We start from the raw sequence: 13,668 nt of genomic DNA, 5'->3' as shown, positions 1-13,668 counted from the left end.
ACACTCGATGTCCAAGCCCGTCAAGCAGATTCACCTCGCCGCACACTTCCCCGGCGTCAACAACACCACGGTGTGGAGCGATCCCGCCTCCGGCAGCCACATCGACTTCGGTTCGTTCGTCCACTTCGCCCAGACCGCGGAGCGCGGCAAGTTCGACTTCATGTTCCTGGCCGAGGGGTTGCGGCTGCGGGAGCAGGGCGGCGAGATCTACGACCTGGACGTCGTCGGCAGGCCGGACACGTTCACCGTGCTGGCTGCCCTGGCCGCGGTCACCGACAGACTCGGACTGACGGGCACCATCAACTCGACGTTCAACGAACCGTACGAGGTCGCGCGGCAGTTCGCCTCGCTCGACCACCTCTCCGACGGGCGCGCCGCGTGGAACGTCGTCACGTCGTGGGATGCGTTCACCGGGGAGAACTTCCGGCGCGGCGGCTACCTGGCCGAAGACCAACGTTACGAGCGCGCCGAGAGCTTCCTGGCCGCAGCCCACACGCTCTTCGACTCCTGGCGCGGCGACGAGGTCACCGCCGACAAGGACGGCGGGACCTTCCTCGACGACGCCGCCGCGGGGTCGTTTGCCTACTCGGACAAGCACTTCGACATCAGCGGCCGGTTCAACGTGCCGCGCAGCCCCCAGGGCAGGCCGGTGATCTTCCAGGCGGGTGACTCCGACCACGGGCGCGAGTTCGCCGCCGCAGGTGCCGACGCGATCTTCTCCCGGCACGGCACCCTGGAGGACGGCCAGGCCTTCTACGCCGACGTCAAGGGCCGCCTCGCCAAGTACGGTCGCCGCCACGACCAACTGCTGATCCTGCCCGCGGCGACGTTCGTCCTCGGCGACACCGACGCCGAGGCGGCGGAGATCGCGCAGGAGGTACGGCTCGCGCAGGTCTCGCCGCAGACGGCCATCAAGTTCCTCGAACAGCTGTGGAACCGGGACCTCTCCGATCACGACCCCGACGGTCCGCTGCCCTCGGTGGACCCGGTGGTCGGCGAGAACACGATCGCCCGCGGCCGGGCCAGCGTGCGGATGTACCGCGATCCCGTCGCGACGGCCCGCGAGTGGCGGGCGCGGGCCGAGGCGGAGGGACTGACGTCGCGCGAACTGATCGTGGAGGTCACCGGACGGCAGAACTTCGTGGGGTCGGCGCAGACGGTCGCCGACCGCATCGACCACCTCGTCCAGGCCGACGCCAGCGACGGTTTCATCCTCGTGCCGCACGTGACACCCGGTGGCCTGGACCCGTTCGTCGACCGGGTGGTGCCGCTGCTGCAGGAACGCGGGACGTTTCGGTCGGACTACGAGGGCACCACGCTGCGCGACCACCTCGGGCTTTCCGCACCGGCGAACGTCGTGGACGCGGCGTCGGCCGTGTGAGGCGGAGCTTCTCCGACACCGCGGTTTACGATCGGAGTTTGCCGGCCTAACGCAAGGACACCGCGGTGCAGACGAACCCCGACGCCACTACGTCGCCTTCCCGGCCGGCCCACGCGAATCACACCCCGCCGTTTCGGGTCGCGTTGGTGTTCGGCGCGCTCGGGGTGGTGTTCGGCGACATCGGCACCAGCCCCATCTACACCCTGCAGACGCTGTTCGACCCCGCTGACCCGCACCCGGTGCCGATCAGCGTCGACAACGTGTACGGCATTGTGTCCCTGATCTTCTGGTCGGTGATGATCATCGTCACGTTGACCTACATCACGCTGGTGATGCGCGCGGACAACGACGGCGAGGGCGGCATCATGGCGCTCATCACGATGCTCAAGCACGGGGCGGCGTCCCGTGGTCGGCGGACCGCGGCGGTGCTCGCGGCACTCGGCTTGTTCGGCGCGTCGTTGTTCTTCGGTGACAGCATGATCACCCCGGCGATCTCGGTGCTGTCGGCGATCGAGGGCATCAAGGTCGTCACGCCAGATCTTCAGGACTGGATCGTGCCGATCACCGCAGTCATCATCGTGTGCCTGTTCATGGCTCAACGCTTCGGCACGGCCAAGGTGGGCCGGCTCTTCGGACCCGTGATGATTCTGTGGTTCGTGTCGATCGGCGCCTTCGGCATCGGGGGAATCGTCGACCACCCCGAGATCCTGAAGGCCGTCTCCCCCACCTACGCGCTGTCATTCATGTTCGGGCACTTCCACATTGCCTTCTTCGCGCTCGCGGCGGTGGTCCTCGCCGTCACGGGCGCCGAGGCCCTGTACGCCGACATGGGGCACTTCGGTCGGCGCCCCATCACGCTGGCGTGGCTGTTCATCGTCCTGCCCGCGTGCATGCTGAACTACTTCGGTCAAGGCGCGCTGATCATCGGCGACCAACGGACCGTCAGTGCCCCGTTCTTCCTGCTGCTACCCGACTGGGCGCGGCTGCCGATGGTGTTGCTCGCCACCGCGGCCACCATCATCGCGTCGCAAGCGGTGATCACCGGGGCGTTCTCGGTCGCGTCTCAGGCCGCGAAACTGGGCCTGCTCCCGCGGCTGCGGGTCGTCCACACCTCGGCGTCGGCGTACGGGCAGGTGTACGTGCCGGCGATCAACTGGATGTTGATGGTGTCGGTGCTGATCCTCGTGTTCGCCTTCGAGAGCTCGGCCAAGCTGGCCTACGCGTACGGAATGGCGGTGATCGGAACCATCTCGATCGTCACGCTGTTGTTCTTCTACCTGGCCCGCACTCGATGGGGCACGCCGCTGTGGATGGTCGTCATCGGCGGTGGCGCACTGTTGCTCGTCGACGCCCTCTTCCTGGCGGCCAACCTGACCAAGCTGGTGCACGGCGCCTGGCTGCCGCTGCTCATCGCCGTCACGGCGTGGACGGTCATGATGACCTGGGAACGGGGTCGCAAGCTCGTCACCGCGGCACGGGAGAAGGCCGAGGGGCCGCTGCAGGAGTTCGTCGAGGGGCTGTCCCATTACGATCCGCCGCTGTCCCGCGTGCCCGGTACCGCGGTGTTCCTCAACCGCGGCAAGGAGACGGCGCCGCTGGCGATGCGGGCCAACGTCGAACACAGTCACGTCCGCCACGACCACGTGGTGATCATGACCATCGAGACGGAGCCGGTGCCGCGCATCCCCGAGGACCAGCGCACCGACGTCGACTCGTTGGGCTACGTCCAGGACGGAATCGTCCACGTGACGGCACGATTCGGCTACATGGAGCCCTCGGACGTCCCGGCCGCGCTGCGTCTGCTCACCGCGGAGGAGACCGAGGGGACCATCGACGTCGACGAGGCGTCGTACTTCCTGTCCAAGCTCGAGCTCGACGCCGGGCCCGAACCGACCATGGCCCCGTGGCGCAAGCGGCTGTTCGTCGCGACGTCCTACTTGACGGCCGACGCGGCGGACTTCTTCCACCTGCCCCACGACCGGACCGTGGTCATGGGTTCGCGCATCGAGTTCTGAGCGATCAGGAGTGTGCCGCGGACTCCGCGCCGTCGGTGCGATTCAGTGCCGGCGTCGGGGTCCGCAGGACCGACGGACGCCACCGCTCCGGCAGCCGCCACAGGACGGCACCGAACAACGCGACGACTCCGGCCGAGCAGGCGACCATCAGCGCGACGGGCATGGTCGGGACGAAGCTCTCCAGAAGCATGTAGACGCCGAAGAGCAGGAACAACGCGGCCGCCGAGATTTGGATCAACCGCTCGGGAAGGTGCTTGCCCGCCACCGCGCCGACGAGGATGGCGAGGCCGTCGGCCACCACCATGCCGACGGTGGATCCGATCCAGACGCCGACCCAGTCGTTGTCGGCGGCGAGGGTGATCGTCGCGAGCATGGTCTTGTCGCCCAGTTCGGCGAGCAGGAAGGCGGAGGTGACCACGAAGAACGCCGGCGCGGCCGCCTTCTGGGCGCGGTTGGCGTCGGCATCGGTGAGCTTGTCCCCGCGCAGAGTCCACAGACCGAAGATGACGAACATGACTCCGGCGACGATCCCAAGCAGGTGCGTCGGCAGCGCGGCCCCGAGGTAGTGGCCGATGGCCACCGACAGCACGTGCACGACGGTGGTCGCCGCGGTGATGGCGGCGAGCACCACCCACCACTTGTAGCGAAGGGCGAACATCATCGCCATCAGCTGAGACTTGTCACCCATTTCGGCGACGAAGATGACGGCGAAACTGAGTAGTAGCGCGGCGAGCACCCAACACTCCTCGGTCGGTGGGCCTCGCAGGAGGACGCGGACGTGCCTCCGGCCGACAACCCAATGGTCAAAGCGGCCGAAGGTCTCGCCCACCGGTCGGTGGACCGGTCCTGGCAACCGGGCGGCGCACGCGCTGCCAGCATGTCGACTGCCGGATTGGGGGCTACTCCCCTTCGTTGCCACGACCATACCCGCCCACCCCGGTCGGGGGCAACTTCCGTGAGCCCAAAAGTCAACGCCCTCAATAAGTTTGGGGAGTATTACTGCCAAAGTTCGGGCGCCCGGATCCGATTGAACTGGATTGCCGGAACGATTCTGCCGGGCCGGAGTCGGCCCGAGTTGGGGCCCCGTCACGGCAGAGCTCGGTGGGGCTTGCGCGACTGTTGAGGCCCATGTGACGAACTCGGGCAGGACGACCGGTTGGTCCCTGCGCGTCACGCGATCCCCGTCGGCGGCGTGCCATATCTTGAACCCCTATCTTGGACCGTCGACGAACGACACACGACGAAGAACGACGACGAGGAGGACCTCAGGTGGACGACGCGGCGGAGGCACCACCCCCGTCGGCAACCGAGCTCCTCGAACTCAACCGCGACATCCAGGGCTCGCCCACGATCCGGCTACTGGCCACGTCCAACCTCGGGGTGTACGGCACGCTGATGGAACGCCACCTCAACGACGGCGTGATCGGCGAGACCGACCTGGTGGTCCGGCTGGAACGCGACCTCGAGGACCTGGGACGTCCCGGCGGCGAGCAGTCGGGACTCGCCCTGATCAAGTCGTGGGCCAGCCAGGGCTGGCTGCACCGCGTCGCCGACCAGCGCACCGGCGTGGAACGCAACCTCTGTTACCTCACCCAGGACGCCCGTCGGGCGCTGGACTTCCTTCGCGGGATGCGCCGGCAGGACACCATCGCCACCGGCGGTTCGATCAACGGCATCGCCGCGCGACTCAAGCAGGTGGCCCTGCGCGTCGGCAACGACCCCGACCGCATGCGCGCCGGCATCGAGTCCGAGATCGCCGCGCTGCACGCCGCGCTGGACGCGCTGGACCACGGTGACGACGACGTGATCCGTCCCGAGCCGGACCTGACCGACGTCTACGACGAGGCACGCGCCATCGCCCTGCAGATGGAGCGGTTGATCACCGACATCGGCCAGTACGGGACGATGATCGAACAGGCGACCGCGGCGCTCGACGAGCCGATCGACAGCAACCTGGAGTACCGCGACCGCCAACGCCAGATGTACGCCGACTACCAGGCCGCCTGGGACTCGCAGGGCCGTGACTCCCACCGCGCGTTCCTGCGGATGATCAACGACCCCGACCAGCGCGCCGAATTCGAGGCCGACGTCGCCGCCGTCGCCGAGGCCCTGCCCGCGCTCGACCCGGCCCTGCGCAAGGTCATGGCCGGCTTCTTCGAGTTGGTCGGCCACCAGATCGACGAGGTCGAACGCATCCAGCAGCGCTGCGCCCAACGCGTGAAGCGGTTCACCGCGTTCGGCACCCTCGAGCAGAGCCGCGGCGTGGCGCGTCAGCTCAACGAGGCCATCGGCGCCGCCCGAACGCTGCTGAAGTCGTCGCTCACGGACTCCCGCCTCGACCTCGAACTGCCCCTGGCCCGCCACGCCATCAGCTCGATCGGCGCGCTGAGCTTCCGCATCGGCGACCTGTCCAACCCGCGACCCGCCCGCGCCGCAGGCAGCGAGGTCGACCTGTCCAGCTTCGCCGCGCTGACCACGCAGGTCGACGCCCCCGCCATGTCGGAACTGATCAACACCGCGATCGCCGACGGCCCGCTCTCGCTGCCCGACGCCGTAGACATGCTCGACGCCGCGTACCTGGGCCACGTCATCGTGCTGTGGTCCTGGGCCCTCAAACAACCCGCTCCCACCAGCCCGGCCGCGCCCACGACGGCGTCGACCACGGTGCGCTTCCAGTCCCTGGACGGGCGCGACCGTGAAATGGAGGTTCCGCACCTGATGTTCACCGAACCCGTCTCGAGCCTGCTGGGCGCGGCGTCGTGACCGGCGTCGAGCGCGACATCGACTTCTCGTCGCTGCCCCAGGTCGACCAGTCCGCCCGCCCTCCGCACCAACGCAAGCCACGCTTCGACGGCGACGTCAGCGAGCTGCCCGACCGCGCCTGCTGGGCGCTGCAACATCTGCTGACCCGGCGCTACATCAACGCCGAGACCGAACGCGACCTCTACACCTGGGTGCTGGAGTACCGCAGTCAACTCACCGTCCGCCTCTCCGAACTCGACCTGGTGCTGAAGGTGATCGAAGGGGTCGACGTCGCGTTCGTCGAGCAGGCTCGGTACGAATCGGCGCGCGGGGTCAAGCTGTTGCGCCGCGAACCGCTCGGCACCTACGACTCGATCCTGGCGCTGCACCTGGCCCAGATGATGCGCGCCTCCGGTGACGACACCGTGCTGATCAGCCGTGACGAGGTGCACGGCCTGTTCGCCGGTGTCCTCAACGACGTCGACCGCGACGTCGTGACGTTCACCGCCAGGATCGACGGCGCGATCGCACGGCTGGCGTCGCTGGAGATCCTCCGCAGGAGCCGCGACGACGAGGACAGCTACACCGTCAGCCCCGTCATCACCGCGGTCATGACGGCGTCGGTGATCACCGAATTACAACAGCAGTTCGAGTTGCTCCTCAGTGGTGGAAGCACCGGCCTGCCAAGCGAAGTGGACGTGACACTGGATGTCTGAGCAATTTCACCTGTCCCGCCTTCAGGTCGTCAACTGGGGCGTGTTCGACGGATACCATTCCATCCCGTTCAGTGAAGGCGGCGCGCTGATCGCCGGTGCCTCCGGAAGCGGCAAGTCCTCACTGCTGGACGCCATTTCGTTGGGCTTCCTTCCGTTCAACCGTCGCAACTTCAACGCCTCGGGCGACAACTCCGCGGCCGGGTCCAGCGCCGGGCGCCGCACCGTCGACAAGTACGTGCGCGGCGCCTGGGGCCAGCGCAGCGAGGCGGGCGCCAGCAAGGTGATGTACCTCCGGGGCGACGGCGCCGCGTGGTCGGCGGTGGCCGTCACCTACACCAGCAACACCGGCCGCGCCGTCACCGGGCTGGTGCTCAAATGGCTTACCGGCGAATCACGTTCGGATTCCTCGAGCCGGTTCGTCCTGGCCGACGGCGACCGCGACGTCGAAGACGTCTGCAACCGGTGGGCGTCCAACCGGTTCGACGCGGGGGTGTTCAAGGACGACTGGCGATTCTCGACCAAGGTCGAGTCCCAGTACCTCGCGCAGCTCTACGCGACCATCGGCATCCGCGCCTCCGACGCGGCCCAACAGCTGCTCGGAAAGGCCAAGTCGCTCAAGAGCGTCGGCGGACTCGAACAATTCGTCCGCGAGTTCATGCTCGACGAGCCCAGCAGCCTCACCCGGTTGCCAGACGCACTCAAGCAGATCGACCCCCTGGTCGACGCCCGCGAGCTGCTTGCCGTCGCGCAACGCAAGCGCAAGATCCTCGGCGACATCGAGAAGATTCAGCAGCGCTACGGGTCGGAGTCCTCGGACCTCGGCATCATCGACCTCGTCGACCAACCGATGGTGCGGGCCTACACCGATCACGTCCGACTGGCCCAGGCACCGACGCAGATCGACTCACTCGACGCCACCATCGACCAGCTGGGCAACGAGTACGAGGACGTGACCAGGTCGCTGAATCTCGCCAAGGCCGAAGCTGATTCACTCAACGCGCAGATCAGCGGATCCAGCGCCAGCATCGGACCGCTGCAGTCGCAGGTCGCCGCGGCCGAGGCGCAGGCCGAGGAGGTATCGCGCCGGCGCGCCGCCTACGAGGCCATGCTCGCCCCGCACGACGTCCGGATCCCCGAGACTGCCGACGAGTTCTGGAATCTGCGGGAGGAGCTCAGCACGCAGGCCAACGAACTGCTCGCCAAGCTCGACCGCGGCCGGGACGCCTCCACCGACGCCGAGTACGCCCAGAAGGTCGCGCGGATCGCCCGTGACGACGCGACCAAGGAACTGCGCCGCGTGGAGCACGTCGGGTCGGCGCTGCCCGAATCGGCGATCACCATGCGCGACCACATCTGCGCCGCCGTCGGCGTGGAGGCCGGTGAGCTGCCCTACATCGCCGAGCTGATGGACCTGCGGCCCGAGCACGGCCGCTGGCGCGTGGCGGTGGAGAAGGTGCTGCGCGGCGTGGGACTGCGACTACTGGTCCCCGACAGCCACTATGCGGCGGTGCTGCGATTCGTCAACGACACCAACATGGGCGGGCGCCTGCAGCTGCATCACGTCCGCGCGAAGTTCGTCGGTGCCCAGCCCGCAGAGGCCGAACCAAACACGTTGGCGGGCAAGCTGTTCGTCGTCGACGAGCGCCACCCCTGCGCCGCCGAGGCGGCCGACGTCGTCGCCGCTGCCGGTGACCACGTCTGCGTCGACGTCCCCGACGTGTTCCCCCGCTTCCGCCGCGCGGTCACCGACACCGGTCTGTACAAGGACTCCGACCGGCTGGCCGTCAAGGACGACAGGCGCCCACTTCGCCAGGCGGACTACATCTTCCAGGGCGACGTCGCCGCCAAGATCGACGCACTGACCGTCGACCTGGCCGCCGCCGAGCAGGCCTACCACCAGGCCCGCAGCGCCGCCGACGCCATCGCCGCCGAGCGCCAACTCGTGCGTGACCGCGCCGCGGCCTGCAAGGCCATCTGCGAGCAGTTCCCCCAGTGGAATCAGGTCGACGTCGTCTCAGCCGACGGTCACGCCGACCGGCTCCGCGACCAGTACGAGCTGCTGCTGGCCGAACACCCCGACATCGAGGCCCTCAACGCGCGCGCCGACGAGTGCTGGGACGAGATCCAGACGCTCATGACGCGTCGCGGGGCCATTCAGACCCGCCGCGACGACCTCGACGGGCGGCGGACCCGGTTGCTCGAACTCGTCGAGCGCCTGGCCCCGGCGTTCGTCTCGGAGCCGCTGACCGAGCTGCTGAACCGCTATGCCGGCGACGTGCCGGTGACGCTGGAACTGCTCAACCCCGAACCCCACCGGGAGGCGGTGTTCACCGCGATTCGCCGCGAGCGCGAACAACTCCGCGAAAGTCGCAGGCGCTCCTACGACGAGCTCGCCCGCATCCTCAACACCTTCGACACCGCGTTCCCCGACGCGATCCCCAACGACAGTGACGCCTTCGACGAGCGCGTCCACGACTACGTGGCGCTGTGCCGGCACATCGACGAGCGGGAGCTCCCAGAGGCCTACGAGCGGATGATGCGACTGGTCACCGAGCAGGCCCCGGATGCGATCCTGACACTGCACCGGGTGGCCGAGCAGGAGACGCGGCGCATCAGCGAGCAGATCACGCGGGTGAACACCGGCCTGGGCTCCGTGGAGTTCAACCGCGGCACCCGGTTGACGTTGCGCGCCACCCCGCGCAGCCTGACCGCCGTCGCCGAGCTCACCGACGTCGTCAAGGCCATCTCGCGGCGGATCGCCGAAGTCGGGCTGGGCGACAAGCAGGCCATCCTCGACCAGTACGCCGACATCCTGCGGCTGCGCAACCGGTTGGCGTCCACCGCACCCGAGGACAAGGCGTGGACGCGCGACGCGCTCGACGTACGGAACCGGTTCACCTTCGACTGCGCCGAATGGGACACCCACACCGAGGAATTGATCCGCACCCACAGCAACGCCGGCGACAACTCGGGCGGCGAGCAGGAGAAGCTGATGGCGTTCTGCCTCGCCGGTGCCCTGAGCTTCAACCTGGCAAATCCCGAGAGTGCCGACAACCGACCGGTGTTCGCGCAGCTGATGCTCGACGAGGCGTTCTCCAAGTCCGATCCGCAGTTCGCGCAGCAGGCGTTGCAGGCGTTCCGCAAGTTCGGCTTCCAGCTCGTCATCGTCGCAACGGTGCAGAACGCCACCACCATCCAGCCCTACATCGACAGCGTGGTGATGGTGTCCAAGGCCGACGCCACCGGCCGCAACGCGCGGCCGGTCGCGACGGTGGCGACCAAGACCATCTCCGACTTCACCGCCCTGAAGCAAGACATGATGGTCTCCGCGGCGACGGCACGGGTGCCGGCGACCGTCTGACACGCCGCTACCAGAATGGCGGTGGTGCCGCAAGGCCCAGTCGGAGGAACCCGAGCCCGGAATTGGCGGCCCGTCGGCGGATTCGTCCCGTGCTGCCACGACGAAGACTCGAGGGGTCAGTTGGTCGACCAACAGCCCTTCGGAGGACACCGTGCCATCCCCATCTCGCCGACGCTTTCTCGTCGGTCTCGCGGCGGGCCCGGTCGCGCTCGCACTGTCGTGCTCGGCAACGGACGCGCCGCGCCCACCGTCGGACGACGAGGGCCGTCGCCGCCGGTTGCCGATCCCGCCACTCGCAGACTCGACCCTCGACCAGGAGGGCACGAGGACGTTCAGTCTGCGGGCCCAACCGGGCACCAGCTCCATCGTCGCCGGAATGGCCACGGCCACTTGGGGTTACAACGGTTCGATTCTCGGACCCACCCTGCGGGCGCGCCAAGGGGAATCCGTCGCGGTGGAGTTCGAGAACGCGCTGCCCGTCGCGTCCACCGTGCACTGGCACGGCATGCATCTACCTGCCCAGTGTGACGGTGGTCCGCATCAGACCGTCGCCCCAGGCGGACGCTGGCGCCCGGCCTGGACGATTCGACAGCCCGCGGCCACGCTGTGGTATCACCCGCATCCGCACGGACAGACGGAGAAGCACCTGTATCGCGGACTGGCCGGCCTGTTCATCGTGGACGACGACGCCTCGCCCGACGCACTGCCCCACGACTACGGCGTCGACGACATTCCGCTGATCATCCAGGACCGCAAGTTCACCTCGACCGGCGCTCTCGACGAGTCCGACGCGACGGACGTCGGCCTGCTCGGAGACACGATCGTCACCAACGGCATTGCGGACGCCTACCTTTCGGTGCAATCGGAAAAGGTCAGACTCCGCATCCTGAACGGCTCCGGCGGCCGGTTGTACAACCTGGGCTTCGCCGACGACCGGGAATTCCATCTGGTCGCCAGTGACGGCGGTCTGCTGGCCGACCCCGTCGCGGCCCGACGCGTTCAACTGAGCCCCGGCGAGCGGGTCGAGATCGTCGTCGCGGTAAACCCCGGGACCCCCGCGCTGCTGCGGTCCTTTCCGATCGAGGCACGGGCCGGGCTGCCCTCCCGCAAGGCCCACCAGTTCGGAGTCGACGACTCCTTCGACGTCCTCGAGCTCCGGCCGTACCGGACACTGGCCGCGAGTGCAGCCCTGCCTGCGATCCTGACGCACCTCCCCGAGCCCGCGGCATCTCGGGCGCACACGGCGAGGTCGTTCGATCTGCAGTGGCACATGATCAACTCGCAGCGGATGGACATGGACCGCGTCGACTTCTGCAGCACGGTCGACACGGACGAGATCTGGACCGTGCGCAACGTCGACGACTGGCCGCACAACTTCCACGTCCACGACACCCAGTTCCGGATTCTCGACGTCGACGGGAAGCCACCCCCCGCCGCGCTCGCGGGGTACAAGGACACCGTGTACACCCCTCCGGGACAACGGTTTCGGCTCGCGCTTCGGTTCTCGGACTACACGGACCGCACCCGCCCGTACATGTACCACTGCCACCTCGCGATGCACGAGGATCAGGGAATGATGGGCCAGTTCCTCGTCCTCGCACCCGGCGAGGAGCCCGCGCCAGAGCAGATGGACATGCCCGATCACGCCATGCGCTGATACCCGTGGACGGCCAACTGAACTCGGTTGGCCGATCCGGTCTTCTCCATCAGGTTCGCGACGTGCGTCTTCACCGTCGTGACACCCAGATGGAGTCGATCGGCGATCTCCTGGTTGGACAGCCCCTCGACGACCAACGGCAGGACGTCGAGCTCGCGTGCGGTGAGCGGGTCCGCGGGTGGCCCGGCGGGCGTGGCGGCCTGGGCGTCGGTCGCCCTGGCGACCAACCGCCGCAACAGGTGCGGGGACAGCGAGTAGTCCCCACGCGCCGTGCGACGGATGGCGTCGAGGAGCTCCGCCGGACTGGTGTCCTTGACCAGGAATCCCGCCGCGCCGGCGGCGAGCGCCGGATACAGGTGGGCGTCGTCGTCGAAGGTGGTGAGCGCCAACACCTTCGACTCCGGCCGGGCCGACATGACCAAGCGCGTGGCTTCGATGCCGTCCAGCCCCGGCATCCGCAGATCCATCAGGATGACGTCGGGAACCAGTTCGAGCGCGGACTTCACCGCCTGTTCTCCGTCGGCGGCCTCTCCGACGACGTCGAGGTCCGGGGTCGACTCGCACAGCATGCGCAGCCCGGCCCGAACCAGCCTCTGGTCGTCGACGATCAGCACGCGGATCGCGGTCATCGCGGTACCTCCTCGGAGGTCGGGGACGTCGGCAGCCACGCCTCGACGACCCACTCGTTCGGACCCCGCCGAACCTCGAATCGGCCGCCGACGCGCTCCAAACGTTCGGTCATGCCGATGATTCCGTGCCCCTCGGCGGACGACGGTCCCGGTACGACCCCGCTGACGACGCGGACCGAGACGCCGGCGTCGCGCCCCTCGACGTCCACCTCGACCGGGGTCGACGGATCCGCGTGCTTCATCACGTTGGTGAGCGCCTCCTGCGTCACGCGCAGCAGGGTGAGCCGCGCTATCGCATCCAGTCCGACCAGCCGACGGTCGATCCGCGAAACGACGGTGAACCCGGCCGCCCGGGCCCGTGCGACGGCCGCGTCGACCTCGGCCCACACCGCCTCGGGTTCGATCATCGCGATCTCGCCGAGAATCGGATCCCGCAGCGCAACTTGAAGCCGTCGGATGTCGGTGAGCGCATCCGCGGCCGTGTCGTGCACGTCGGCGAGCACCGTGACCACCCGCGGGTCCAGGCCCTCGAGGACGTGCTCGGCCACGCCGATCCGCACCACGATCGAGGCCATGTGATGCGCGACCAGGTCGTGGAGCTCGCGCGCCATGGCCGTGCGCTCCTCGGCACGGACGGCGACTTCCGTTGCCATTCTTCGCGATTCGGCATCGGCAACCCGCTCCCGATACGTGGCCGCAAGGCGCCGCTGGCCACGCAGGTAGAGGCCGAGCAGAAGGGGCAGGCCGACACCGGCGACGAGTGTCACCGCGTTGGTGGCACTCCAGAGCGCAGAGTAGGCGTCCAACCAGTTGCCCAGCAGCAGTGCGGTCAGCCACGCCGCGGCCACCACCACCACGGCTCGATTCCGGTCGCTTCGCGCCGCGACGTCCGCGACGGCCACGGCACCGAGGTAGGGCACCAGGCCGGACAGACCCCACGCCTCGGCGGCGAACAACGGCACCGCCAGTGCGGACAGGAGGAGAGACGCCGCGACGGGCCACCACCTGCCCGCGGCGAAGGTGACGGCGGCCGCGACCGCGAGCACCCAGTAGGTGGCCGACACGTGGAACCGACCGGGGAACGTGCTCGCCGCCAACATCACCGGCACCAACAGCAGTGGCGCCAGCCGAATCGCCCACCGGACCCGGTCCGCACGGGAGGTCACC

At 68.4% G+C, this 13,668-nt stretch carries 9 protein-coding genes; 6 read left to right on the top strand and 3 right to left on the bottom strand.

Annotated features, from left to right (window positions below; translation table 11 throughout):
- The first annotated feature begins 7 nt into the window (after positions 1-7).
- Entirely contained in the window at positions 8-1,381 is a 1,374-nt protein-coding gene (locus H7J06_RS23300) for an NtaA/DmoA family FMN-dependent monooxygenase (RefSeq protein ID WP_264041635.1), read from the top strand.
- A gap of 146 nt (positions 1,382-1,527) precedes the next feature.
- Positions 1,528-3,396, top strand: a complete 1,869-nt coding sequence (locus H7J06_RS23295) for a potassium transporter Kup (protein ID WP_264041752.1) — start codon at positions 1,528-1,530, stop codon at positions 3,394-3,396.
- Positions 3,397-3,400: 4 nt separating this feature from the next.
- Here H7J06_RS23295 and H7J06_RS23290 read toward each other — a convergent pair whose 3' ends face one another.
- On the bottom strand, positions 3,401-4,132 hold the full coding sequence (locus H7J06_RS23290) for a TMEM165/GDT1 family protein (protein WP_264041634.1): 732 nt from the start codon (positions 4,130-4,132) through the stop codon (positions 3,401-3,403).
- 533 nt (positions 4,133-4,665) lie between these two features.
- Here H7J06_RS23290 and H7J06_RS23285 point away from each other — a divergent pair.
- From H7J06_RS23285 to H7J06_RS23270, 4 genes are all read left to right on the top strand, one after another.
- Positions 4,666-6,159 (top strand): DUF3375 domain-containing protein, encoded by a 1,494-nt coding sequence (locus H7J06_RS23285; protein ID WP_264041633.1) that lies wholly within the window; start codon positions 4,666-4,668, stop codon positions 6,157-6,159.
- Complete coding sequence (locus tag H7J06_RS23280; RefSeq protein WP_264041632.1) at positions 6,156-6,854, top strand: DUF4194 domain-containing protein; 699 nt, start codon at positions 6,156-6,158, stop codon at positions 6,852-6,854. Before H7J06_RS23285 ends, H7J06_RS23280 begins: the two co-directional genes overlap by 4 nt.
- Positions 6,847-10,215, top strand: coding sequence for an ATP-binding protein (locus tag H7J06_RS23275; RefSeq protein ID WP_264041631.1), 3,369 nt, complete (start codon positions 6,847-6,849; stop codon positions 10,213-10,215). Before H7J06_RS23280 ends, H7J06_RS23275 begins: the two co-directional genes overlap by 8 nt.
- A gap of 151 nt (positions 10,216-10,366) precedes the next feature.
- Positions 10,367-11,872 carry a multicopper oxidase family protein gene (locus H7J06_RS23270; protein ID WP_264041630.1) on the top strand — a complete coding sequence of 502 codons (1,506 nt, stop codon included), beginning with the start codon at positions 10,367-10,369 and terminating at the stop codon, positions 11,870-11,872.
- On the opposite strand, the gene H7J06_RS23265 is transcribed toward H7J06_RS23270, so the two are convergent.
- Both H7J06_RS23265 and H7J06_RS23260 read right to left on the bottom strand, forming a co-directional pair.
- On the bottom strand, positions 11,857-12,501 hold the full coding sequence (locus tag H7J06_RS23265) for a response regulator (RefSeq protein WP_264041629.1): 645 nt from the start codon (positions 12,499-12,501) through the stop codon (positions 11,857-11,859). The genes H7J06_RS23270 and H7J06_RS23265 overlap by 16 nt on opposite strands.
- Entirely contained in the window at positions 12,498-13,667 is a 1,170-nt protein-coding gene (locus H7J06_RS23260; protein ID WP_264041628.1) for a sensor histidine kinase, read from the bottom strand. The genes H7J06_RS23265 and H7J06_RS23260 overlap by 4 nt, the downstream gene beginning before the upstream one ends.
- Position 13,668: the final 1 nt, after the last annotated feature.

Source organism: Mycolicibacterium hodleri (assembly GCF_025822245.1).
GTDB lineage: Bacteria > Actinomycetota > Actinomycetes > Mycobacteriales > Mycobacteriaceae > Mycobacterium > Mycobacterium hodleri.
This window is presented reverse-complemented; position numbering and strand designations above follow the sequence as displayed.